This is a genomic window from Micromonospora sp. CNZ286 (assembly GCF_014207755.1).
In genome coordinates, this window is sequence record NZ_JACHIZ010000001.1 from 5,470,994 (window position 1) to 5,494,842 (window position 23,849).

The 23,849-nt window shown below is 74.0% G+C and carries 23 protein-coding genes; 15 read left to right on the top strand and 8 right to left on the bottom strand.

The window, feature by feature from the left end; translation table 11 throughout:
* Window positions 1–61: 61 nt before the first annotated feature.
* Both rfbA and rfbC read left to right on the top strand, forming a co-directional pair.
* Window positions 62–949 (top strand): glucose-1-phosphate thymidylyltransferase RfbA, encoded by an 888-nt coding sequence (rfbA, locus tag FHX31_RS24120; RefSeq protein WP_013284379.1) that lies wholly within the window; start codon window positions 62–64, stop codon window positions 947–949.
* A complete protein-coding gene (rfbC, locus tag FHX31_RS24125; protein WP_184977221.1) occupies window positions 946–1,554 on the top strand; it encodes a dTDP-4-dehydrorhamnose 3,5-epimerase in 609 nt (202 codons plus the stop codon). The genes rfbA and rfbC overlap by 4 nt, the downstream gene beginning before the upstream one ends.
* Here the strand turns inward: rfbC and FHX31_RS24130 are convergent.
* The gene (locus tag FHX31_RS24130) at window positions 1,500–2,237 is read right to left on the bottom strand and encodes a YveK family protein (protein WP_184977222.1); all 738 of its coding nucleotides are present in this window, start codon (window positions 2,235–2,237) and stop codon (window positions 1,500–1,502) included. The genes rfbC and FHX31_RS24130 overlap by 55 nt on opposite strands.
* Window positions 2,238–2,371: 134 nt before the next feature.
* Here FHX31_RS24130 and FHX31_RS24135 point away from each other — a divergent pair, with 134 nt between their 5' ends.
* The 7 genes from FHX31_RS24135 to FHX31_RS24165 are packed head-to-tail and all read left to right on the top strand — an operon-like array spanning window position 2,372 to window position 10,366.
* Window positions 2,372–3,607: a lipopolysaccharide biosynthesis protein gene (locus FHX31_RS24135; protein ID WP_013284376.1), complete on the top strand. Its 1,236-nt coding sequence runs from the start codon at window positions 2,372–2,374 to the stop codon at window positions 3,605–3,607.
* A 20-nt stretch (window positions 3,608–3,627) separates the two neighbouring features.
* Window positions 3,628–4,461 carry a glycosyltransferase gene (locus FHX31_RS24140; RefSeq protein WP_486481698.1) on the top strand — a complete coding sequence of 278 codons (834 nt, stop codon included), beginning with the start codon at window positions 3,628–3,630 and terminating at the stop codon, window positions 4,459–4,461.
* Window positions 4,458–5,552 (top strand): glycosyltransferase family 4 protein, encoded by a 1,095-nt coding sequence (locus tag FHX31_RS24145; RefSeq protein ID WP_184977224.1) that lies wholly within the window; start codon window positions 4,458–4,460, stop codon window positions 5,550–5,552. The genes FHX31_RS24140 and FHX31_RS24145 overlap by 4 nt, the downstream gene beginning before the upstream one ends.
* Complete coding sequence (locus FHX31_RS24150) at window positions 5,539–6,873, top strand: hypothetical protein (RefSeq protein ID WP_184977225.1); 1,335 nt, start codon at window positions 5,539–5,541, stop codon at window positions 6,871–6,873. Before FHX31_RS24145 ends, FHX31_RS24150 begins: the two co-directional genes overlap by 14 nt.
* On the top strand, window positions 6,870–7,787 hold the full coding sequence (locus FHX31_RS24155) for a glycosyltransferase family 2 protein (protein WP_184977226.1): 918 nt from the start codon (window positions 6,870–6,872) through the stop codon (window positions 7,785–7,787). Before FHX31_RS24150 ends, FHX31_RS24155 begins: the two co-directional genes overlap by 4 nt.
* Window positions 7,787–8,626: a glycosyltransferase gene (locus tag FHX31_RS24160; RefSeq protein ID WP_151013034.1), complete on the top strand. Its 840-nt coding sequence runs from the start codon at window positions 7,787–7,789 to the stop codon at window positions 8,624–8,626. Before FHX31_RS24155 ends, FHX31_RS24160 begins: the two co-directional genes overlap by 1 nt.
* Window positions 8,627–8,680: 54 nt before the next feature.
* Window positions 8,681–10,366 carry a glycosyltransferase family 39 protein gene (locus FHX31_RS24165; protein WP_486481699.1) on the top strand — a complete coding sequence of 562 codons (1,686 nt, stop codon included), beginning with the start codon at window positions 8,681–8,683 and terminating at the stop codon, window positions 10,364–10,366.
* Between the two features lie 15 nt (window positions 10,367–10,381).
* Here FHX31_RS24165 and FHX31_RS24170 read toward each other — a convergent pair whose 3' ends face one another.
* The gene (locus tag FHX31_RS24170) at window positions 10,382–11,584 is read right to left on the bottom strand and encodes a hypothetical protein (RefSeq protein ID WP_013284369.1); all 1,203 of its coding nucleotides are present in this window, start codon (window positions 11,582–11,584) and stop codon (window positions 10,382–10,384) included.
* A gap of 114 nt (window positions 11,585–11,698) precedes the next feature.
* Between FHX31_RS24170 and FHX31_RS24175 the strand changes: the two genes are divergently transcribed.
* Genes FHX31_RS24175 through hutH form a run of 6 tightly spaced genes read left to right on the top strand, consistent with a single transcriptional unit; the run spans window position 11,699 to window position 19,497 of the window.
* On the top strand, window positions 11,699–12,544 hold the full coding sequence (locus FHX31_RS24175) for a MurR/RpiR family transcriptional regulator (RefSeq protein ID WP_013474240.1): 846 nt from the start codon (window positions 11,699–11,701) through the stop codon (window positions 12,542–12,544).
* A gap of 12 nt (window positions 12,545–12,556) precedes the next feature.
* Window positions 12,557–14,203: a urocanate hydratase gene (gene hutU / locus FHX31_RS24180; protein ID WP_047892381.1), complete on the top strand. Its 1,647-nt coding sequence runs from the start codon at window positions 12,557–12,559 to the stop codon at window positions 14,201–14,203.
* Between the two features lie 11 nt (window positions 14,204–14,214).
* Complete coding sequence (locus FHX31_RS24185; RefSeq protein WP_184977227.1) at window positions 14,215–15,435, top strand: allantoate amidohydrolase; 1,221 nt, start codon at window positions 14,215–14,217, stop codon at window positions 15,433–15,435.
* Window positions 15,432–16,796 (top strand): formimidoylglutamate deiminase, encoded by a 1,365-nt coding sequence (locus FHX31_RS24190; protein WP_184977855.1) that lies wholly within the window; start codon window positions 15,432–15,434, stop codon window positions 16,794–16,796. The genes FHX31_RS24185 and FHX31_RS24190 overlap by 4 nt, the downstream gene beginning before the upstream one ends.
* Window positions 16,793–17,962: an imidazolonepropionase gene (hutI, locus tag FHX31_RS24195; RefSeq protein WP_013474236.1), complete on the top strand. Its 1,170-nt coding sequence runs from the start codon at window positions 16,793–16,795 to the stop codon at window positions 17,960–17,962. The genes FHX31_RS24190 and hutI overlap by 4 nt, the downstream gene beginning before the upstream one ends.
* Complete coding sequence (hutH, locus tag FHX31_RS24200) at window positions 17,959–19,497, top strand: histidine ammonia-lyase (RefSeq protein ID WP_013474235.1); 1,539 nt, start codon at window positions 17,959–17,961, stop codon at window positions 19,495–19,497. Before hutI ends, hutH begins: the two co-directional genes overlap by 4 nt.
* A 66-nt stretch (window positions 19,498–19,563) precedes the next feature.
* On the opposite strand, the gene rdgB is transcribed toward hutH, so the two are convergent.
* The 6 genes from rdgB to FHX31_RS24230 form a co-directional block, all read right to left on the bottom strand.
* A complete protein-coding gene (gene rdgB / locus FHX31_RS24205; protein ID WP_013474234.1) occupies window positions 19,564–20,181 on the bottom strand; it encodes an RdgB/HAM1 family non-canonical purine NTP pyrophosphatase in 618 nt (205 codons plus the stop codon).
* The gene (gene rph, locus FHX31_RS24210; RefSeq protein WP_013284361.1) at window positions 20,178–20,906 is read right to left on the bottom strand and encodes a ribonuclease PH; all 729 of its coding nucleotides are present in this window, start codon (window positions 20,904–20,906) and stop codon (window positions 20,178–20,180) included. Before rph ends, rdgB begins: the two co-directional genes overlap by 4 nt.
* A gap of 72 nt (window positions 20,907–20,978) precedes the next feature.
* Window positions 20,979–21,725 carry an MBL fold metallo-hydrolase gene (locus FHX31_RS24215; RefSeq protein ID WP_013284360.1) on the bottom strand — a complete coding sequence of 249 codons (747 nt, stop codon included), beginning with the start codon at window positions 21,723–21,725 and terminating at the stop codon, window positions 20,979–20,981.
* A 225-nt stretch (window positions 21,726–21,950) separates the two neighbouring features.
* Window positions 21,951–22,916 carry a PLP-dependent cysteine synthase family protein gene (locus tag FHX31_RS24220; protein ID WP_013284359.1) on the bottom strand — a complete coding sequence of 322 codons (966 nt, stop codon included), beginning with the start codon at window positions 22,914–22,916 and terminating at the stop codon, window positions 21,951–21,953.
* 10 nt (window positions 22,917–22,926) lie between these two features.
* Window positions 22,927–23,265, bottom strand: a complete 339-nt coding sequence (locus FHX31_RS24225; protein WP_013284358.1) for a MoaD family protein — start codon at window positions 23,263–23,265, stop codon at window positions 22,927–22,929.
* 67 nt (window positions 23,266–23,332) lie between these two features.
* Window positions 23,333–23,821 (bottom strand): M67 family metallopeptidase, encoded by a 489-nt coding sequence (locus tag FHX31_RS24230; RefSeq protein WP_013284357.1) that lies wholly within the window; start codon window positions 23,819–23,821, stop codon window positions 23,333–23,335.
* Between the last annotated feature and the right edge of the window lie 28 nt (window positions 23,822–23,849).

The following is a 23,849-nucleotide window of genomic DNA, read 5'->3' on the forward strand; positions in this document are numbered from 1 at the left end:
GCAGCCCGGGCGGGACGTCGACGGGCCACGGGGGCGGCGGCACCGCGGGTAGTCTCCGCGGGTGCGCGGAATCCTTCTCGCCGGTGGCACCGGATCCCGGCTCTGGCCGATCACCCGGGCCGTCTCGAAGCAACTGATGCCGGTGTTCGACAAGCCGATGGTCTACTACCCGCTCTCCACTCTGGTGATGGCCGGCGTGCGGGAGATCCTGGTGGTGACCACACCGGAGGACCGCACCCAGTTCGAGCGGCTGCTCGGCGACGGCAGCCAGTGGGGCCTGCGCCTGACGTACGCCGAGCAGCCCCGCCCGGAGGGCATCGCGCAGGCGTTCCTGCTCGGCGCCGACTTCGTCGGCGAGGAGGCGGTGGCGCTGATCCTCGGCGACAACATCTTCCACGGTGTCGGGCTCGGACGGCAGCTCGCGCAGCACGGCGAACCGGCCGGTGGGCGGGTCTTCGCGTACCCGGTCGCCAACCCGCAGGACTACGGCGTGGTCGAGTTCGACGACGCCGGCCGGGTGCTGTCGATCGAGGAGAAGCCGGCCCGTCCCCGGTCCCGGTACGCGGTGCCGGGCCTCTACTTCTACGACAACCGGGTGGTCGACATCGCCCGCAAGCTGACGCCGAGCGCCCGGGGCGAGCTGGAGATCACCGCGATCAACGAGACGTACCGGGCGTGGGGCGAACTGACGGTGACGGTCCTCGACCGGGGCACCGCCTGGCTGGACACCGGCACGTTCACGTCGATGATGCAGGCCGCCGAGTTCGTCCGGGTGATCGAGGAGCGCCAGGGCATGAAGATCGGCTGTGTCGAGGAGGTCGCCTGGCGGTCCGGGCTGATCGACGACGAGCGGCTGCGGATGCTGGCCCATCCGCTGACGCGCAGCGGTTACGGTGAATACCTGCTGGGCCTGCTGGCCGAGCGGTCCGGTTCGGGGAGCGCGTCGTGAAGATCCGTCCGCTGAGCATCGAGGGCGCCTGGGAGGTGACCCCGCGCCGGCACGGCGACGCGCGGGGCCTGTTCCTGGAGTGGTACCGCTTCGACCGGCTCGCCGAAGCGGTCGGCCGTCCGCTGCGGCTGGCGCAGGCCAACCTGTCCGTCTCGGCGCGGGGCGTGGTGCGCGGCATCCACTTCGCCGACGTACCGCCCGGCCAGGCCAAGTACGTCACCTGCGTACGCGGGGCGGTGCTGGACGTGGTGGTGGACGTGCGGGCCGGCTCGCCGACGTACGGCCGGTGGGAGGCGGTACGCCTCGACGACACCGACCGGCGGGCCGTCTACCTGGCCGAAGGGCTGGGGCACGGGTTCTGCGCGCTCACCGACGACGCGACGCTCAGCTACCTCTGCTCCGCCACGTACAACCCGGCGGCCGAGCACACGGTGCACCCGCTGGATCCGGACCTCGGGATCGACTGGCCGGCGGCGACGCCGCTGCTGTCCGAGCGGGACGCGGCAGCGCCACGGCTGGCCGAGGCGCGCGCCGCGGGTCTGCTGCCCGGCTACGACGCCTGCCGCTCCTTCACCGAAGCGTCGGCGACCCGGCCGTCGGTCTGACCCGGCACCCCGGCCGGACGGCGCACCGTCGTCGTCCAGAGCGCCCGCACGTCCGCGCTCACCGGAGTGCCGGCCCGGCGGTAGCCGAGCACCAGCGCGATGCCGACCCCGAGCGCCAGGCCGCCGAGCGCACCGCCGAGGGCGTACGACTGCCACCGCACCGGCTCGGAACGCGGCGGCGGCGCGGCCGCCCGGACCACTGCGACGTGGGCCTTGAGCCCGAGCCCGGCGGGCGGCAGGTCGCGCTCGGCGATCCGTTGCAGTTCGGCGGCGAGCGCGGCGGCGATCGCGGCGGCGGTGCCGGCGGACCGGTCGGTGACCGTCACGTCGATCGCCAGCGAGTTCACTGTGGACGAGGCGACGACGCGCCCGGCCAGGTCGTCGGTGGTGTACGGCAGTCCGAGCGAGTCGATCACCGGGCGGGTCAGCCGGGGCGTGTTCATCATGGTGGCGTACGTCTTGACCCGCCGCTGCATCAACCGGCCCGCCTCGTCGGCCGGCGGGCGGGGCTGGGGCGCGGCCGACTTCTCGGCGGCGAACGTGACGACCATCTGGGTCTCGGCCCGGTAGACCGGCGGCCGCCGTTCGGCGAGGACCCCGGTGAACGCGCCGCACAGCAGTGTCAGCGCCAGCACGATCGGCCACCGCCTGCCGATCGTGTCGCGGAAGTGGGCGAGGTCCACGACGCGTCACCCTACCGGCGGCGGGCCGATGCGGGCGTACCCGCCCGCCGGGTCCATTGCGCAACGGCGCTCATGTCGGGTAGAACAGGCCCGCACACATCCGCGCATCTTGGGGGAAGACGAGTGGATTCCGCGTGGCCGGCTCGCGGCCGGCGCCGGCGCCTGGGCGCCGGGTGTTAGGCCGGGTCCGGCGGATCGTCTCCCCCGAGCGTCTCTATCTGGCCGCCCTGGGCCTGACCGGGCTCGCCGCGCTGGTGTCGGTCACGTTGCCGGCTGCGGAACGCGGTGAACTCGCGGCGAACATGGTGAGCGCCACTGTGGGCGCGGCACTCGGCGGCCTGTCAGTGGACACGTTCCTGCTGTCCCGTCCGGCCGGCTGGATCATGTCGCGCGGTCGTCTGTGGATCGCCGGCATCCTCACCGTCTCGCTCGGCCTGACCGCGCTGGCCGCGGCGCTGCTGACCACGCTGGCCGGGCTGGGCAGCCACCCGGTCGGCATCGGTGCGGGCTGCGCGCTCACCGTGTTCAACGCGGCTGCGTCGCTCGGCCTGCGCCTCAAGCGGTTCTGGTTCGTCTACACCATGCGGGCACTCGGCGGCGCGGTGCTGGTGGCCGGGTACGGGCTGCTCTGGCTGGGCCACCGGCTCGACGGTGGCCTGTGGAGCGTGCTCTGGCTTGGTGTGCAGGTCGCCACCGCGACGGTGCTCGGGGTGGCGGTGCTGGGCTGGGCGCGGCGGTTCGGGCCGGTGCCGGCGGCGACGGCGGGGCGCACGGAGTACCGCGCCGACCTGCTCGCGGTGGGCCGGCTGCACGTCGGGGTGTGCGCGCAGATGCTGACGTACCGGCTGAGTCAGGTTCTGGTGGCCCGGTTCGCCGGCGCGGGCGCGCTCGGCGTGTTCGCGCTGGCGGTGGCGGCGCTGGAGTTCGCCCAGTCCGGCGCGGTGGTACGGGCGCAGCGGATCCTGGCCGAGCGTGACCCGGACGCGATCGGCGACCACGGCCGCGAGGTCGTGCGCTCGGCGCTGCCGATCGCCGCGCTCGCCGTGATCGGCCTGGCGGTACTCGGCGTGCTGGCGCCCGACTACCACGACGCCTGGATCTTCGGGCTTCTCCTGCTACCGGGGACGCTGGCGCTGTCGGCCGGCAAGACGTGGAGCGCGGCGCTGCTCAAGCGCGCGGGCGAGCAGGCCACCACCGCCGTGGCCCTCGTCACCATGTCGGTTTCGGTGGTGCTGTACGTTCTGCTCATCCCGTGGGCCGGCGCGCTCGGCGCCGCGGTCGCGTCGTCTGTCGCCTACGGCGTCTACGCGTTGCGCACCCGGCAGCGACTCCAGCGGTCCACGCACCTCCTCGTCAATCGGATGGCCTAGCGGTGGACGTCTCAATCGTCGTGTTGACCTGGGAAGACTTCGAGCGCACCGACGGCTGCGTCCGCTCGCTCCCAGAGGGTGTGGAAGCCGTCGTGGTGGACAACGGCAGCGCCGCCGAGATCAGCGACAAGCTGCGGGCCATGTGCGCCGAGACCGGTGCCCGGTACGTGCGCTCGGAGACGAACCTCGGCTACGCCAAGGGCATGAACCTCGGTGTCCGGCACAGCACCCGGTCCCGGGTGGTGCTGTCCAACAACGACATCCTGGTGCGGCCCGGCGCGATCGAGCGGCTCGTGGCCGAACTGGACGACCCGGCCGTGGGCGCGGCGTTCCCGAAGGTGCTGGACGTGACCGGCCATGACCAGACCGCCGCCGGCCGCTTCCTCACAGTGGGCACCGGCGTCGCGCACGCCACCGGGCTCAGCCTGGTGTTCCCGAGGCTGCGGATCGTGGCCCCGCCGGAGCGTGGTGACTGGCTCTCCGGGCCGTTCGTGGCGATCCGGCGGGAGACGCTGGACCGGATCGGCGGCGTGGACGAGTCGTCGTTCTTCTACTCCGAGGATCTGCGGCTGTGCTGGGCGGTGCGCCGGCTCGGGCTGCGCCTGGCGTACCTGCCGGACGCCGTGGTCACGCACGAGGACGACGCGAGCGCGAAGCGCCGGTGGGCGGCCGAGGAGATCTCCCGCCGGCAGACCCGCGAGTTCATCCGGGCCAGCCGTGAACTCGCCGGGTGGCGAGGCACTGTGGCGTGCTCCGCGTACACGCTGGGGGTGCTGGCCCGGGCGGCGGTGGGTGGCGGGGCGGCGCGGCGGGCGATCGCCCGCGGCGCCCTGGAAGGCATGGGCGTCCGATGAGGGTGCTGTTCGTCTGCACCACCGGCGGGTCGGGGCGGCGGCAGCTCGGCGGCGCCGAGCGTTTCCTGATCGAGATGCTGCCCGCGCTCGCTGCCCGCGGCGTCGAGGTGGTCGCCGCCACCCCTGAGGACGAGGTGGCGGCGGCGTTGCGGGACGCGGGCGTGCCGTGGCGTCCGCTGGGCGCGGCCAGGCGGGTGGACCTGGGGTACGCGCGCGGCATCCGCGCGCTCGTCGAGGAGCTGCGGCCGGACGTGGTGAGCGCGCACCTGCTCTCCGCCGCGATGCACGCCCGCGCCGGCCTGGGGGTGCGGGGCCGCCGCACGCCGCTGGTGGTGACGCTGCACAACAGCCTCTGGCAGTACCGCGACACGGCGGAGACGCTGCGCGCGAAGGCCGCGGTGCAGGCCAACATCAGCACCGACCTGATGTTCCGGCGGCTGCGGCCGCACGCGACGGTCGCGGTCTCCGGCTTCGAGGCCCACGAGCTTCGGGTACGCGGGCGGATCCGCGACGTGCGGGTGATCCCGAACCCGCTGCCGGCCATCTGGCCGCAGGTGACCGACAGCGGTGGCCTCGCACCGGACGGCCCGGCGCGGGTCGGCTTCCTCGGCCGGCTGGAACGGGAGAAGGGCGCCGACCTGCTCGGGGACGTCGCCGCCGCGCTGCCGGACGTGGAGTTCCTGGTCGCCGGCGCGGGCACCGTCGACGTCGAGGAGCGACCGAACCTGCACCTGGTCGGCCGGGTCGACGCCGCGCCGTTCCTGCAACGGCTGCACTGCCTGCTGGTGCCGTCCCGGGTGGAGGCGTTCGGGCGCAGCGCGCTGGAGGCGATGTCGCTGGGTGTGCCGGTGGTGCACTCGGGCGCGGGCGGCCTGACCGAGGTGACAGCCGCCGGTGACGGCGTGCTCGCGTACCGGGCGGACCTGACGCCGCAGGCACTGGCCGCCGCCGTGCGGACGGCCACCGACCCGGCCGCGTGGGACGATCGGCGACGCGAGCTGGCCCGGCAGTACGCCGACCGGCACTCGTTCGACGGATGCGTGGACAACTGGCACGACCTGTACCGGACGGTCGCCCGTGGCACCCGCTGAGCGACGCCTCTGGTCGGTCGGGATCCCGTTCGCGCTCGGCGCGGCCCTGCTGCTGGCCACGCTCGACGCCGGGTTCGCCGTCGCGCTCGCGCTGGCGGTCGGCACGCTGTTCGCCGCGCGCCTGCGGATGTGGGCGCTCGCCGCCTGCGCCGCCGTCTGGACCGCCGCACTGCTGGCCGTACGGGTGTTACCAGGCCCGTACGACTCCTGGGCCGGTCGCGGGGTGCTGCCGGTGCTCGCCGGTTACGTCACGGTCTTCCTGCTGGCCTGGGCGGTGGGCCGGCGGCTGATCGACAGGCGGGACGAGGACGGCGACCGGTCCCGCCCGGCGCTGTCCTGGCCGTCCGAGCGGCGCCTGCTGACGTACCTGCTCGTGCTGCTCGGCGTCGCGGTGGTGACCGCGGCGATCCGGTTCCGGGGCACTGTGCCGCCGCTGCTCGCCGACAACCCGGACGCCGCCCGGCAGGTGCTGCGCGAGCAGTCGAACCTGATCATCGGGCTGCTGTCCGAGGCGTGGACACTCGGCATGGCCGTGTCGCTGCTGCGCGCGTTGTCCGCGCGCGGCCGGGCGCTGCCTGTCTACTACGCGCTCACCGCTGTCTTCACCGTCGGCGCCGCGCTCGGCGCGAGCAAGAACTCGGTGCTGGTGGGCATCGCGCCCGCGCTGATCGCGGCGCTGTCGGTCCGGCGTACCCGGGGACGGGCCGCGTCGTTCCTGGCCGCGCGGACGCCTGTGGTGCTGCTGATCGGCGCGGTGGCGCTCGGCGCGGCGGTGTTCCTCGGCGGGCAGCGCACCATGGCCGGCACCGGCGCGTTCGAGACCGAGTTCCGGGCCCGCTACGGCAGCAACGCGCTGACCAGCAGCGCCGGATCGCTCGACCTGTCGCTGAGTTCGTCCACCGAGACGTTCGGGCGGGTGTGGTCGCAGCGGGAGCACCTGGAGCCCCGGTACGGCACGTACTCGCTGACGTTCCTCGGCTCCCGGGTCGAGCCGATCGTCGGCAAGGCGGACCTGTACGGCCTGACGTCCCAGCTCAGCCAGCCGTACCTGATGAACACCGCGACGTTCGTGGCCATCCCGCTGCTCGACTACGGCCCACTGGGGGCGGTGTTCTTCCTGGCCGCGCTGGGGCTGGCGGTGGGCGCGACCGAACGGTGGTTCGAGTTCTCCCGGGCGCCGGCCGGGCAACTGGCGCGGGCGTTCGTCGTCTACTTCGCGCTGTTCGGCGTCTACGAGCTGTATCCGCTGATCTATCCGACCTGGCTGAGCCTGGTGCCCGGCCTCTGGGTGCTGCACCGGCTGGGCAGGAGCGCGGCATGACGTTCGACGGGCTCACAGTGGTCACCGTCCTCTACCGGTCCGCCGGCATGCTCGCCGAGACGTTGCCGACCTGGGTCCGCAGCGCCGGTGACCTGCCGGTCCGGTTCGTCTTCGCGGACAACTGGCCCTCCGACGGGTGCGCCGAGGTGCTCGCCGGGAACCTGCCGGCCGACCGGTACGCGTACCTGCCCGACTCCACCAACCCGGGTTTCGCGGCCGGCTGCAACCGGGGTGCGGCGACGGTCACCACGAGCCACCTGCTGCTGCTGAACCCGGACGTGTGGCTGCCCGACGACGCGCTGGCCCGGATCTGCGCCGCCGTCGCCGCCGACCCGGACGCCCCGCTCGCTGTCGGCCTCGCCATGCACGGCGGCGAGTACGTGGGCATCGACCTGAACCCGGTGTCGCTGTTCATCGACAGGCGGTCCACGGCGAGTCGTGCCCCGCTCGGCCCGTCCGGCGGCGCGGCGGTCTTCCCGGCCGCGCTGTACCGGCGCTTCGGCGGCTTCGACGAGCACCTGTTCGCCTGGGGCGAGGACGCCGACCTGGCGTTCCGGCTCTACGCCTCCGGGCTGCGCACGCGCGGGCTGGACGTGGTGCTGCCGCACGCGGGCGGGCACAGCGTGGACGGCGACGACCGGTTGCAGGGGTTCCGGGCGTTCCTGCTGGCCCGCAACCGGCTGCTGGTCGCGTCCCGCACGTTCACCTGGCCGCTGCTGCTCGTGGCGGTGCCGGTGCTGGCGCTCGCACACCTCGCGCTCGCCGCCCGGCGGATCCGGCAGGGCCTGCTGCGCCCGTTCCTGCGCGGCATCGGACGCGGGCTCGTGGAGGGGCCGGCGGCCCGCCGCCGCTGGACCGGGCCGCGGTTCGGGTTCGCGTCCCTGCTCGGCTACCTGACCGCTCGGAGGGCGTGATGACGGCACAGCCGTGGACAGTGGTGACAGTCACCTACCACTCGGCGGACACGCTGCGCCGCTGCTGGCGCGGTCCGAAGCCGTACGAGTGGCTGGTGGTCGACAACGCCTCGGCCGACGACTCGGCGGCGGTCGCCGAGGAGCTGGGCGCGCGGGTGATCCGGCTGCCGGAGAACGTCGGTTTCTCCCGCGCCAACAACGTCGCGTTGCGCGAGGCGACCGGCCGGTACGTGCTGTTCGCCAACCCGGACCTGGAGGTGCGCCCGGACGACCTGGACGTGCTGGCCCGGCACCTGGACACGCACGGCGGACTGGTCGCGCCGCAACTGCTCGGCACCGACGGCACACCGCAGGCCAACGGGCGCGGCTTCCCGTACGCGACGGCGAAACTCGGCAACCGGAAGGTGTGGCCGCTGTCCCGGCTGCACGCCGCGTACCGGCTGGTGGCCGCGCCCGGCGAGACGCGCCACGTGGCCTGGGTGATGGGCGCGGCGGTGGCCGGCCGGACCGCCGACGTCACCGAGCTGGGCGGATGGAACGAGCGGTTCTTCCTCTACTACGAGGATCACGAGCTGGGGCTGCGCGCCTGGCGGAACGGGATGCCGGTGGCGGTGCTCGGTGACGTGCGGTGGACCCACCACTGGGCGCGCGCGACCAACTCGGTGCGCTGGTCCCGGGCGCACACGCTGGAGCTGCGCAGCGCCCGGACGTTCTTCGGCATGTTCCCGGAGTTCCTGGTCGGCCTGCCGCGACCGGCACGCCGGCACCGCCGGGCCGCCGGGCTGGTCGGCACGGCGGTCTCCGCCACTCCGTCCACGCCGGACCGCGCCGGCCAGTGATCGAAGCCGGTCGCGGGGCCGCTGACGTGAATGACGCTTTGATACCGTCTCGCCGTGTCCGTGACACGCCCGGCCTTCTCCCCCTCGATGGCGCCCGCGTCGGCGACGCCGGTGCCGTCGCGGCCGGGCACGCCGGTGGCGCTCGTCGCGCTCGCGTGGGACCGGCTGAGCCGGTCCCCGTACTGGTCCGTCGCGGGCCTGCTCGTCGCGCTGGGCGCCGTGCTGCGGATCCGGCAGTGGGCGTACGCGCGCAGCTTCTGGAGCGACGAGCTGTACGTGGCGCACAACATCCGGGAGCGCGGCTACCTGGACCTGTTGCAGCCGCTGGCGTTCAGCCAGTCGGCGCCGCCCGGCTGGCTGTGGCTGGAACGGTTCGCGCTCGAGCAGTTCGGCGACGGTGAGCGGGCACTACGGCTGGTGCCGCTGCTGTTCGGGCTGGCGCTGCTGCCGCTCGTGGCGTGGCTCGGCCGGGCACTCCTGCCGCCGCTCGCCGCGCTGGCGGCGCTGCTGCTGGTAGCCGTCGCGCCGTTCCTCATCGGCTACTCCAACGAGCTGAAGCAGTACAGCGCCGAGGCGTTCGGCGTCACGCTCGTGGTCGGGCTGGCGTTGCTGCTCGTCCGGACCGGCCCGACCTGGGCCGGGTCGGCGGTGTTCTGGTCGGCCGCGGCGGTCATGGCGTTCGTTAGCACCCTGTCCATTCCGGTCACCGGCGCGCTCGGCGTGCTGCTGGGCGGGTATGCGCTGTCCCGCCCGGATCGGCAGTGGGCGAGCAGGTGGCGTGAGCTGGGCCGGTTCCTCGCCCCGGCACCGGCCTGGGGCGTGGTCGCGCTCGTGGTGTACGTGCTGTTCCTGGCCCCGGGACTCGCCGATCCGCAGCTCGCCGCGTACTGGCGGGCGAAGTCGATCTATCCGGCGCACTCGCTCACCGATCTGGCCGCCACAGTGGAATGGCTCGCGGCGACGTACCGGAGTCTCGCCACAGTGCCGTTCGTGGCCTGGTCGGCGTGGGTCGTCGTACCGCTGCTGGTGCTGGGCGCGGCCGCCGGGCTGCGCCGGCTCTCCACAGTGGCGGTGCTGGTGCTGCTCACGCCGCTGGCGGCCGGGCTGGCCGGCGCGGCCGTGTCGGTCTACCCGTTCAACGGCCGGCTGGCGCTCTACGCGGTGCCCGCGTGCCTGCTGCTCGCCGCGCTCGCGGTCGCGCCGCCGCCGCTGCGGGCCGGCCTGCCCGCCCGGATCAGGTGGGCGGTCGGGGTGGTGCTGGTGCTCGCGCTCGCCGTTCCGCAGCTGGCCACCGCCGTGGTGGCGACAGTGCATCCGGCGCGGGCCTTCGCCCAGGGCGGCGGCGCCAACGCGGTCGACTACCGGGGCGCGCTGAGCTACCTGGAGGACAAGCGCCGCCCGGGCGACCTGGTGCTGGCCACCACCGTCTCGTGGAACGCCCAGGCCTGGTACGGCCCGGCGGCGGACGCCTACGTGGTCGCCGCCGGTCCCGGCGGGTGTCCGAAGCAGACCGTGTCGACGCTCCTGCCCGGACGGTCCCGGGTCTGGTTGTTCCAGGCCACCGACTGGGCCGACGGGGCGAACCGGGACGTCATCGTCCGGCTCGGCGGCAGCGGCGTGGCGGTCACCGAGCGGCAGTTCAGCGGGGCGCGCGTGGTCCGCTTCGACCTGGCCGCGGGCGTCACCAAGGGCAGCGACGTCTGCCTGGTGCCGCCGCCGAACGGCGCCCGCGTCCGCTAGCGGGCGCGCGGCGCCCTAGCTGTGCCGCTGCCAGAGGTCGCGCAGGGCGTCCCAGTTGCCGCCGAGCCCGGCGCCGCACGGCGTCTCCATGTAGATCGCGCTCGTGTTGTCGTCGCGGCCCCACCAGATACCGCAGACCGGGCGGCCGTCCTGGCCGTTGCCGGCGTACTCGACGTAGCTGCCCTGCGCCCCGCTGACGCCGCCGGTGGCCGGGCCGGCCTCCCGCATACCCGGTGCGAGCGCTCGGCCGATGATGCCCATCTGCTGGCGGAAGGCGCGCGCCGCCTCCTTCTTCTCGGCCGACTCGTACTCGGCGAAGTGCACCGACACGCCCAGGTAGCGGCAGAAGACGTGCTGCTTCTCGCCGGCGGCGAGCCCGGGGCCGCTCTTCTCGGTGTTGATCGCGCAACCGCCCACCCCGTCGAGCCACGGCTCGGCGATCGGCATGAGCGTGGCGTCGAACTTCGCCTTGTTCAGCGACTGCTGGGTGGCCTCGTAGAGCGCCGGGGAGGCGCTGGCCGCCGGAGTGGACGGTTCGCCACCGTCGGCGAGCGACCGTCCGGCGAGCAGACCGGCGCCGCCGGCCAGCACCGCCGCCATGACCAGACCTCCGATCCACAGGCCGGTACGGCTCTTGGGCGGGCGGGCGACCGGTGCGATCCGGGGACCGCCGGTCGGCACGAGCGGATCCGGGGCGGTGGCCTGGGCCGGGATCGCCGGCACCGGCATGCCCGGCGACACCGGCATGCCGGGCGACACCGGCGCGCCGGACGAGACGGGCGCGCCGGAGACCGGCTGCTGCGGCGTCATCGCCCACGGCTGCGGGCTCCACGGCAACTGCGGCGGGGACGAGACCTGCTGCGGCGGCGCGGACACCGGCGGGGGCGGCGGGAGGATCTCGGCGGTGGCGGTGCGCTGGTAGTCCATGCCCAGGCTGCGGAACAGCCGCTCGGCCGCGCCGTCCTCTTCGGACGGGTACGCCACCCAGGGCTGGCCGGCGGCGAAGTCGGAGTTGACGTACCGGTGGCCGCCGGGCGTCTGGGCCAGCACGTTCGCCGCGTTGGTGAACGCCTCGCGCCAGCGCTGGTCACCGGCTGCGGCGCCGTCCAGAACCGCCACGGTCAGCGCGCGGTCCTGCCCGTCGAGCGCGGCCCAGGCCCTGCCGACCTGGCACTCGCCCAGCACCTCGGTGAACCTGTACGGACCTTCCGGCTGCATGCCCCACTCCTCTGCTCACCCGCCGTGCGGATAGTACAGAGAGCACGCCCGTCGGATCTCCCTGCGGTCGGGCCACTCTTGCGCTCTGAAAGTTTTCATGCATAGAGTCAGCTCGTGAATGAAAGCAGTGCGGCCTCCCCTGACCGCCTGCTCGACCTGTTCCACGGCGTACGGCTCACCCCGACCCAGCGCCGCATCGCCCACTGCCTGGTGCGGCACGCGGGCGCGGCGGCGTACCTGTCCGCCGCCGAGGTGGCCGAGCTGGCAGGCGTCAGCCAGCCGTCGGTGACCCGGTTCGCCATGGCGCTCGGGCACGACGGCTACCCCGCGCTGCGCCGCCGCCTGCGGGAACTCACTGTCACCGGGTCGGCCGGACCGGCCGCCGGCAACGCCCTGCAACGGGCGGTGCACGCCGAGCGGGACAATCTCGACCGGCTCGCCGCTCAGCTCGCCGACGCCGGCCGGGTCGCCGAGGTGGGGAAGCTGCTCGCGGCCAGCCGTCCACTGCCGGTGCTCGGGCTGCGAGCCGCCGCGCCGCTCGCCGCGTACTTCGCGTACTTCGCCGCCAAGGTGCACCCGGACGTGCGGGTGCTCGACGACGGCGGCAGCATGCTGGTCGACCGCCTGGACCAGGCGGTCGCGGCCGGCGCGACGGCGATGCTGGCGTTCGTGCTGCCCCGCTACCCCCGCGAGACCCTGGACGCGCTGCGCGAGGCCCGGGACGCCGGGCTGACGGTCGTGGCGATCACCGACTCGCCGGTGAGCCCGGCCACCGAGCACGCCGAGGTGGTGCTGCCCGCCGCCGTCGGCGCCGACCTGGTCTTCGATCTGCACACCGCACCGATGACGCTGGCCATGGTGGTGCTCCAGGCGATCTGCGACGCCGCACCGGCCGAGACCCAGAACCGGCTCGAGGCGTTCGAGTCGTCCGCCGCCCGCCGCCAGTTGTTCCTCGGCTGAGAGGAGTACGAGATGCACCAGCCCGTCCGCGCCGCCCGCGGCACCGCACGCACCGCGAAGGGGTGGCCCCAGGAGGCCGCCCTGCGGATGCTGATGAACAATCTCGACCCGGAGGTGGCCGAGCGCCCCGAGGACCTGGTGGTCTACGGGGGCACCGGCAAGGCGGCCCGGGACTGGCCGTCGTACCACGCGCTGGTGCGGACGCTGACCGAGCTGCGCGACGACGAGACGATGCTCGTGCAGTCCGGCCGCCCGGTCGGGGTGATGCGCACCCACGAGTGGGCGCCGCGCGTGCTGCTGGCCAACTCCAACCTGGTCGGCGACTGGGCCACCTGGCCGGAGTTCCGCCGCCTGGAGTCGCTGGGCCTGACCATGTACGGGCAGATGACCGCCGGTTCCTGGATCTACATCGGCACCCAGGGCATCCTCCAGGGCACGTACGAGACGTTCGCCGCGGTGGCCGAGAAGCGGTTCGGCGGCACGCTCGCCGGCACGCTGACGCTCACCGCCGGGTGCGGCGGCATGGGCGGCGCGCAGCCGCTGGCGGTCACCATGAACGGCGGTGCCTGCCTGATTGTGGACGTGGACCGGTCCCGGCTGGAGCGGCGGGCGCACGACCGCTACCTCGACGAGATCGCCGACTCGCTTGACGACGCGGTCGAGCGGGCGCTCGCCGCGAAGCGGGACCGGCGGGCCCTGAGCGTCGGGGTGGTCGGCAACGCCGCCACCGTCTTCCCCGAGCTGCTGCGCCGGGGCGTGGCCATCGACATCGTGACCGACCAGACCAGCGCGCACGACCCGCTGTCGTACCTGCCGGAGGGCGTGGACCTCGGCGACGCGCGGGACTACGCGGCGGCCGAGCCGGCCGAGTTCACCGACCGGGCCCGGGCGTCGATGGCGAAGCACGTGGAGGCGATGGTCGGCTTCCTGGACGCGGGCGCGGAGGTCTTCGACTACGGCAACTCGATCCGGGGCGAGGCCGAGCTCGGCGGATACGAGCGGGCGTTCGACTTCCCCGGGTTCGTGCCCGCGTACATCCGGCCGCTGTTCTGCGAGGGCAAGGGCCCGTTCCGCTGGGCCGCGCTCTCCGGCGACCCGAAGGACATCGCCGCCACCGACCGGGCCATCCTCGACCTGTTCCCGGAGAACGAGTCCCTCGCCCGGTGGATCCGGATGGCCGGCGAGCGGGTCGCGTTCCAGGGCCTGCCGGCGCGGATCTGCTGGCTCGGCTACGGCGAACGTGACCGCGCCGGGGTGCGGTTCAACGAGATGGTGGCCTCCGGCGAGCTGAGCGCGCCGGTGGTGATCGGCCGGGACCACCTCGACTGCGGCAGCGTGGCCAGCCCCTACCGGGAGACCGAGGCGATGGCCGACGGCTCCGACGCGATCGCCGACTGGCCGCTGCTGAACGCGCTCGTCAACACCGCCAGCGGCGCGTCCTGGGTGTCCATCCACCACGGCGGCGGCGTCGGTATCGGCCGGTCCATCCACGCCGGGCAGGTCTGCGTGGCCGACGGCAGCGCCCTGGCCGGGCAGAAGATCGAGCGGGTGCTCACCAACGACCCGGCGATGGGCGTGATCCGGCACGTCGACGCCGGCTACGACGACGCCCGCGAGGTCGCCGGGCGCACCGGCGTGCGCGTCCCGATGGCCGAGTAAGGAAGGGCCCCTTGTTAACGCATTCGGTAGAGGAAGGGTCCCTTCCTAACGGGTTCCGGAAGCTGTGGGACGAGATCGCGCCGATCGGGCGCGACGAGGGCAGCAGCGGCTACCTGCGCTACGCACTGACCGAACCGGAGCTGCGGCTGCGGGAGTGGTTCCACAACCAGGCCGACGCCCGCGGGATGCCGGTTCAGCAGGACGGCAACGGCAACCTGTTCGCCTGGTGGGGCGACCCGGCCGCCGGCGATGCGGTGCTCACCGGCAGCCACTTCGACTCGGTGCCGCACGGCGGCGCGTACGACGGTCCGCTCGGCATCGTCAGCGCGTTCCTCGCCGTGGACGAGCTGCGGGCCGCGGGCGTCACCCCGGACCGGCCGGTGGTGGTGGCCGCGTTCGTGGAGGAGGAGGGCGCGCGGTTCGGCGTACCCTGCCTGGGGTCTCGGCTGCTCACCGGCGAGATCGACGTCGACCGCGCGGCCGGGCTGCGCGACCAGGCCGGGACGACCTTCGCCGAGGCGCTCGGCGAGCGGCCGGCGGGCGCCGACCCGGCGCTGCTCGGCCGCTTCGCGGCCTTCGTGGAGCTGCACGTCGAGCAGGGCCGCGCGCTGGTCGACCTGGACGCGCCGGTCGCGGTGGCCTCCGCGATCTGGCCGCACGGCCGGTGGCGGTTCGACTTCACCGGCGAGGGCAACCACGCGGGTACGACACGGATGGCCGACCGCCGCGACCCGATGCTCACCTACGCGTTCACTGTGCTGGCGGCGAACAAGGAGGCCCGGCTGCGCGACGCGCACGCCACGGTGGGCCGGGTGTCGGTCGAGCCGAACGCCACGAACGCGATCCCGTCCCGGGTCACCGGCTGGCTGGACGCGCGGGCAGCCGAGGCGGAGACGCTGTACGGTCTGGTCGAGGCGGTCCGCACCAAGGCCGCCGACCGGGCCGGCCGCGACGGCACCACGCTGACCTGCACGCAGGAGTCGGCGACCCCGCTCGTCGCGTTCGACCACGGGCTGGCCGACCGGCTGGCCGCGCTGCTCGGCGCGCCGGTGCTGCCCACCGGCGCCGGGCACGACGCGGGTGTGCTGGCGGCGCACCTGCCCACCGCGATGCTGTTCGTGCGCAACCCGACCGGGGTGTCGCACTCCCCCGCCGAGGCGGCCACCGACGCCGACTGCGCCGCCGGGGTGGCCGCCCTGGCCCGGGTGCTGGAGGAGCTGGCATGCCGCTGACCCGCTGGCTGGCCGAGTACGCCTGGCTGCCCGACCGCGCCGAGCCCACCCGGGACGTGCTGATCGAGGCGACCGACGGGCGGCTCACCGCGGTCACCCCGCTGACCGTGGACGGTCCGCCGACCGCCGGGGTCGAGGTGCTCGCCGACGCGGTCCGGCTGCCCGGGCTGACGCTGCCCGGCCTGGCCAACGCCCACTCGCACGCGTTCCACCGGGCGCTGCGCGGGCGCACCCACGACGGGCGCGGCGACTTCTGGTCCTGGCGCAGCCTGATGTACGCCGTCGCGATCCGGCTCGACCCGGACTCCTACCTGGCGCTGGCCCGCGCCGTGTACGCGGAGATGGCGCTGTCCGGGATCACCTGCGTGGGCGAGTTCCACTACCTGCACCACGGTCCCGGCGGCACCCCGTACGACGACCCGAACGCCATGTCCGCCGCGCTCGTGGAGGCCGCCGCGCACGCCGGGATCCGGCTCACGCTGCTGGACACCGCGTACCTGGCCGGGGGCGTGGACGGCACTCCGCTGGCCGGGCCGCAACGCCGGTTCGGCGACGGCGACGCGCTGCGCTGGGCGCAGCGGGTGGACGCGTTCCGCCCGGCCGACGACCACGTCCGGCTCGGCGCGGCCATCCACTCGGTGCGCGCGGTCCCGGCCGAGCAGCTCGCCACCGTGGCGGGCTGGGCCGACCGCAACGGGCTGCCGCTGCACGTGCACCTGTCCGAGCAGCCGGCCGAGAACGACGCCTGCCGGGCCGTGCACGGGTGCACGCCGACTCGGCTGCTGGCCGACCACGGCGTGCTCGGCCCGCACACCACGGCCGTGCACGCCACCCACCCGACCGCCGCCGACGTGGCGCTGCTCGGCGACAGCCGTATCCGGGTCTGCGTCTGCCCCACCACCGAACGCGACCTGGCCGACGGGATCGGCCCGGTGCGCCGGATGGCCGACGCGGGCAGCCCGCTCAGCCTCGGCAGCGACAGCCACGCCGTGGTGGACCTGTTCGAGGAGGCCCGCGCGGTCGAGATGGACGAGCGGCTGCGTACCCGGCGGCGGGGGCACTTCAAGCCGGCCGAGCTGGTCACCGCCGCCACCGTCGGCGGGCACGCCGCGCTGGGCTGGGGCGACGCCGGCCGGCTCGCCGTCGGGCAGCGCGCCGACCTGGTCACGGTACGGCTGGACAGCGCCCGCACCGCCGGGGTGCCGCCGGTCGGCGCGTTCTTCGCCGCCACCGCCGCAGACGTGACGAGCGTCGTGGTGGACGGCCGGCCCGTGGTGGACGGCGGCCGGCACCTGACCGTGGACGTACCCACCGAGCTGCGGGACGCGATCGCGGCGGTGACCGCGAAGGAGGACTCGTGACGCGCGGCAGCTTGCTCGTCGACCACATCGGCGAGCTGGTCACCAACGACGGCCGCGACGGCGACCCGCTCGGCATCCGCCGCGACGCCGCGCTGCTCATCTCCGACGGCGAGGTGGCCTGGACCGGTCCGGCCCGGCACGCGCCGGCCGCCGACCGGCGGATCGACGCCGGTGGCGCCGCGGTGCTGCCCGGCTTCGTGGACAGCCACGCCCACCTGGTCTTCGCCGGGGACCGGGCCGCCGAGTTCGCCGCCCGGATGGCCGGCGAGCCCTACACCGGCGGCGGCATCAGGACCACAGTCGGCGCCACCCGCGCGGCCTCCGACGACGACCTGCGCGCCACAGTGGGCCGGCTGCGCGCGGAGATGCTGCGGCAGGGCACCACCACCGTCGAGATCAAGAGCGGGTACGGCCTGAACGTCGCCGACGAGGCCCGCTCACTGCGGATCGCCGCCGAGTTCACAGGCGACACCACGTTCCTCGGCGCGCACGTGGTCCCGGCCGAGTACGCCGACCGCCCGGACGACTACGTGGGCCTGGTGTGCGGGCCGATGCTCGCCGCCGCCGCGCCGTACGCCCGCTGGATCGACGTGTTCTGCGAGCGGGGCGCGTTCGACGCCGACCACGCCCGCGCGATCCTCGCCTGCGGGCAGGCCGCCGGTCTGGGCGTACGGCTGCACGCCAACCAGCTCGGTCCCGGGCCGGGCGTCCGGCTCGGCGTGGAGATGGGCGCGGCCAGCGTCGACCACTGCACCCACCTGACCGACGCCGACATCGACGCGCTGGCCGGCTCGGAGACTGTCGCCACACTGCTGCCCGGCGCCGAGTTCTCCACCCGGTCGCCGTACCCGGACGCCCGGCGGCTGCTCGACGCGGGCGTCACAGTCGCGCTCGCCACCGACTGCAACCCCGGGTCGTCGTACACGTCGTCGATGCCGTTCTGCGTCGCGCTCGCCGTACGCGAGATGCGGATGACCCCGGCGGAGGCGGTGTGGGCCGCGACCGCCGGCGGGGCGGCGGCGCTGCGCCGCACCGACGTGGGGCGGCTGACCCCCGGGGCGCGGGCCGACCTGATCGTCCTCGACGCCCCGTCCCACCTGCACCTGGCCTACCGGCCGGGCGTGCCACTGATCCGCCAGGTCCTGCACAACGGAGTACCGCGATGACCACAGTGACCATCCTGTCCACCGGCGTCACACCCGCCGACGTGCTCGCGGTGGCCCGCGGCACCGCCAAGGTCGTGCTCGACCCGGCCGCCACCGAGGCGATGGCGACCTCCCGGTCCATCGTGGACCGCATCGAGGCGGCCGGTCGCCCGGTGTACGGCGTCTCCACCGGCTTCGGTGCCCTCGCCAACACGTTCGTCGCCCCGGAGCGCCGGGCCGAGCTTCAGCACGCGCTGATCCGCTCGCACGCCGCCGGGGTGGGCGCGCCGATGCCGCGCGAGGTGGTACGCGCCATGATGCTGCTGCGGGTCCGCTCGCTGGCGCTCGGCCGCTCCGGGGTCCGTCCGCTGGTCGCCGAGGCGCTCGTGGACCTGCTCAACCACGAGGTCACCCCGTGGGTGCCCGAGCACGGCTCGCTCGGCGCGTCCGGCGACCTGGCGCCGCTGGCGCACTGCGCGCTGGTGCTGCTCGGTGAGGGCTGGGTGCTCGGCCCGGCCGGTGACCGCCTCCCGGCCGCCGACGCGCTGCGCCGGGTCGGGCTGAAGCCGGTGTCACTCGCCGCAAAGGAAGGGCTGGCGCTGATCAACGGCACCGACGGCATGCTCGGCATGCTGCTGCTCGCCGTCTCCGACGCCCGGCACCTGTTCGCCATGGCGGACGTGACGGCGGCGCTGGCCATCGAGGCGATGCTCGGCTCGGAGCGGCCGTTCCTGCCCGAGCTGCACGCGATCCGCCCGCATCCCGGTCAGGCCGCGTCGGCGGCGAACATCCACCGGCTGTTGCAGGGCTCGGCGGTGATGGACTCGCACCGCGACGACCTGGCGCACGCGGTGCAGGACGCGTACTCGATGCGCTGCGCCCCGCAGGTCGCCGGCGCGGCCCGGGACACGCTCGACTTCGTCGAGGTGGTGGCCGGCCGGGAGTTGCTGTCGGTGGTGGACAACCCGGTGGTGCTGCCGGACGGGCGGGTCGAGTCGACAGGGAACTTCCACGGCGCGCCGCTCGGCTTCGCCGCCGACTACCTCGCCATCGCCGCCGCCGAGGTGGGCGCCATCGCCGAGCGCCGGGTGGACCGGCTGCTGGACGTCACCCGTTCCCGGGAACTGCCCGCGTTCCTGTCGCCGGACGCCGGGGTGAACTCGGGCCTGATGATCGCCCAGTACACCGCCGCCGGGATCGTGGCGGAGAACCGCCGGCTGGCCGCGCCCGCCTCGGTCGACTCGCTGCCCACCAGTGGCATGCAGGAGGACCACGTCTCGATGGGCTGGGCGGCCACCAAGAAGCTGCGCACCGTGCTGGACAACCTGACCAGCCTGCTCGCGGTGGAGCTGCTGGCGGCCGTACGCGGACTCCAGCTGCGCGCGCCGCTGACGCCGTCACCGGCCGGACGGGCGGCGCTCGACACGCTCGGCCGCACCATCGGCGAGCCGGGACCGGACGTGTTCCTCGCGCCGCTGATGGAGGCCGCGCGCGAGGTGGTACGCGGCCCGGAGCTGCGCGCGGCGATCGAACGGGAGATCGGCCCGCTCGCCTGAGCGGGCCGGTCCGGCGTTCTTCGGGTGCCCGGTCGGCGCTGCGGCCGGGTGCCCGGTGGGGGCGGGTCAGACGGCGGGTGGGAGCACCTTCGCGACCAGCTTGGCCAGTTCCCGCAGCGCCTTGCCACGGTGGCTGACCGCGTCCTTCTCCTCGGGCGTCAGCTCCGCGTTGGTGCGCTCCTGCCCGTCGCCCAGGAAGATCGGGTCGTAGCCGAAGCCGCCGTCGCCGCGCGGCGCGCGCAGCAGCCGGCCGGACTGGCGGCCGTCGACCAGGTGCTCCTTGCCGCCGGGCAGCACCAGCGCGACGGTGCAGACGAACGCGGCGCCCCGGTGCTCGTCCGGCACGTCGGCGACCTGGTCCAGCACGAGCTGGAGGTTGGCCCGGTCGTCGCCGTGCCCCCCGGACCAGCGGGCGCTGAACACACCCGGCATGCCGTTGAGGGCGTCCACCGCCAACCCGGAGTCGTCGGCGATGGTCGGCAGGCCGGTACGCCGGCAGCCCTCCCGCGCCTTGATCAGCGCGTTCTCGCCGAACGTGAGGCCGGTCTCGGGCAGCTCCGGGTACTCCTCGACGTCGTCGAGGCCGAGCAGGGCGATCCGGTGCGCGCCGAGCGCGCCGTCCAGGATCCGCTGGAGTTCGACCAGCTTCTTCCGGTTCCGGGTGGCGAGCAGGACCTTGTTCATGACGAGAGCGCCTTCCGCTGCGCGTCGGCCAGTTCCAGGCAGCCCGCCACGCCCAGGTCGAGCAGCGCGTCGAGCTGGTCGCGGGCGAAGACACCCGCCTCACCGGTGCCCTGCACCTCGACGAAGTCGCCGGTGCCGGTGCAGACCACGTTCATGTCGACCTCGGCGGTGACGTCCTCGGCGTAGCAGAGGTCGAGCATCGGCTCGCCGCCGATCACGCCGACGCTCACCGCGGCCACCGATCGGTGCATCACCTTCTCCACCTTGCCGGCCAGCGCCTTGCGCTCGGCCAGCCAGGTCACCGCGTCGTGCAGCGCGACGTAGGCACCGGTGATCGCGGCGGTACGGGTGCCGCCGTCGGCCTGGAGCACGTCGCAGTCCAGCACGATCGAGTTCTCGCCGAGCGCCTTGAGATCGACGCAGGCGCGCAGGCTGCGGCCGATCAGCCGGGAGATCTCGTGGGTCCGGCCGCCGACCTTGCCGCGGACGCTCTCCCGGTCCGAGCGGGTGTTCGTGGCACGGGGCAGCATCGCGTACTCGGCGGTCACCCAGCCCAGCCCGGAGCCCTTGCGCCAGCGGGGCACGCCTTCGGTGACGCTCGCCGTGCAGAGGACCCGGGTCGCGCCGAACTCGACGAGCACCGAGCCCTCCGGGTGGGTGCTCCAGCCCCGGGTCAGGGTCACCGGTCGGAGTTGGTCGGGTTGCCGCCCGTCAGGTCGCGCCATGCCTGCACCCTATGCGGTGCGGTGATCGCACCGCCCGCGGGTGCCCGCCGAACGACAGGGCCGCCGCCGGGCTCAGACCTCGTAGCAGGCGCCGGGCCGGACCACGTCCAGCGGCCCGGCGTACGCCCCGGCCGCCGCCTCCACCGTCTGCGACTCGCTGCCCCAGGCGGGCACAAGATGGGTGAGCAGGAGCCGTCCCACCCCCGCCTTGGTGGCCGCCTCGCCGGCTTCCCTGCCGGTCAGGTGCAGATCCGGCGGGTTCTCCACGCCGTCCATGTAGCTCGCCTCACAGAGGAACACGTCGGCGTCCTGGGCCAGGCGCAGCAGCGCCTCACAGGGCGCCGTGTCGGCGGAGTAGCAGAACACCCGGCCGCCGTGCTCCAGCCGCACCCCGTACGTCTCCACCGGGTGGTTCATCCGGTCGACCGTGACGGTGAACGGGCCGATCGGAAACGTGCCCGGCTGGAGGCCGTAGAACTGGTAGACGTCCTCCACCGAGCCCTCCTCCTGCCCGTACGCGGTGGCCAGCCGGTCGGGCGCGCCGGAGGGGGCGTACATCGGCAGGGGCGGGTACGGCCCGTCCGGAGCGTACCGGCGTACCACCACGTAGGACACGGCGTCGAACATGTGGTCGCAGTGCAGGTGGGTGAGGAGGATGGCGTCGGGGGCGTGCAGCCCGACGTAGCGCTGGAGCGTGGAGAGCGAGCCCACGCCGAAGTCGATCAGAAGCCGGAAGCCCTCGGCTTCCATGAGATAGGCCGAACAGGGCGATTCGGGCCCCGGGAAGCTGCCCGCGCAGCCGAGGACGGTCAGTCTCATCCGGTGGCCTCGATCTCACCATGAGTAGTCGATGCGCCGGCGGCGGCTCCGCCGATGATCTCTACCGACGCGCTCGCCACGCTGCGCAGCCTACGCGTCGCCCCGGTCGAGCAAGAATCATCTGCCGGAAGTTGTCATCAACGTGACACCCATACACGTCCGCTCCGGACGAGACCGGCGGTCCGGCCGGCGGGCACGCCACCGACCGGACCGGCCATCGGTCCGTCAGGCCCAGAGCTGACCCTCCAGGGCCTCCTCCGCGTCGGCGAGGGTGCCGCCGTACGCGCCGGTCGACAGGTATTTCCAGCCGCCGTCGCAGACCACGAACGCCACGTCCGCGCGGCGGCCGTCGCGGACCGCCTCGTGCGCCACCGCGAGCGCGGCGTGCAGGATGGCCCCGGTGGAGAACCCGGCGAAGATGCCCTCCACCTCGACGAGCTGCCGGGTACGCAGCACCGCGTCCCGGGTGCCCACGGAGAAGCGGCGGGACAGCACCCCGGCGTCGTACAGCTCGGGCACGTAGCCCTCGTCGATGTTGCGCAGACCGTAGACCAGCTCGCCGTAGCGCGGCTCGGCCGCCACGATCTGGATGCCCTCGACCTTCTCCCGCAGGTAGCGCCCGGTGCCCATGAGCGTTCCCGTGGTGCCCAGCCCGGCCACGAAGTGGGTGATGCCCGGCAGATCCTGGAGCAGCTCCGGCCCCGTCGTCTCGTAGTGCGCCCGGGCGTTCGCCTCGTTGCCGTACTGGTAGAGCATCACCCAGTCCGGGTGCTCGGCGGAGATCTGCTTCGCGGTCGCGACCGCCTGGTTCGAGCCGCCGGCCGCCGGCGAGAAGATGATCTCCGCGCCGTACATGCGGAGCAGTTGCACCCGCTCGGTGGAGACGTTCTCCGGCATCACGCAGACCAGCCGGTAGCCGCGCAGCTTCGCCACCATGGCCAGCGAGATGCCGGTGTTGCCGCTTGTCGGCTCCAGGATCGTGTCACCCGGACGCAGCCGGCCGGACTCCTCGGCCGCGCGCACCATGAACAGGGCCGCGCGGTCCTTGATGCTGCCGGTCGGGTTCCGGTCCTCCAGCTTGGCCCAGAGCCGCACCGGCGGCGCCCCGGCCGGGACCGTCGGCGAGAGCCGGGGCAACCCGACCAGCGGGGTGCCGCCGCAGGCGTCGAGCAGGCTGTCGTACCGCGCCATCGCGGACCCCTCAGCGGGCGGCGCGCGTGGAGACCGCGTGCGAGGCGATCGCCGCGGCGGCCGCGAAGCCGAACGCGCCGCCGGCGACGGCCGGCAGGATGGTCACGCTGTCGCCGTCGTTGAGCTTGGCGTCGAGCGCGCCGAGGAAGCGGACGTCCTCGTCGTTGACGTAGACGTTGACGAACCGGTGCAGCACGCCCGCCTCGGTGACCAGGCGGGCCTTCAGGCCGCCGTGCCGGGAGTCCAGGTCGGCGATCAGGTCGGCGAGCGTGTCGCCGCTGCCCTCGACGACCTTCGCGCCGCCGGTGTAGCTGCGCAGGATGGTGGGGATGCGAACCTCGATGGCCATGGTGTCTCGTGCTCCTCGTTCGGGATCGTGCCAGGTGACGGGAAAAGGAAGGTGCCGGCGCTGAAGGTCAGCGGTCGGAACACTCGTAGTCGACCGTCGCCGGGCTCTGCCCGAACATGTAGGACTGGACGGCGTTCGGGTCCACGGCGGCATCCACGATCTCCACCGGTTCCTCGGTGACCACGCCGTCGACGATCCGGAAGGAGCGGATCTCCTCGGTGTCGGGCTCGCGGGTCGAGACGAGCAGGTAGTGCGCGCCCGGCTCGCCGGCGAAGGAGACGTCCGTACGCGACGGGTAGGCCTCCGTCGCGGTGTGCGAGTGGTAGATGACGACCGGTTCCTCGTCGCGGTCGTCCATCTCGCGCCACACCCGCAACTGCTCCATCGAGTCGAACTCGTAGAACGTCATGGAGCGGGCGGCGTTGTCCATCGGGATGTGCCGGGTCGGGGTGTCGCTGCCGACGGGACCGGCGACCACGCCGCACGCCTCGTCCGGGTGGTCCCGACGCGCGTGGGCGACGATCGCGTCGATGATCGACCGGTCGATGCTCAGCACGCCGCCAAGCCTAGCGCCTGGCCGGCCC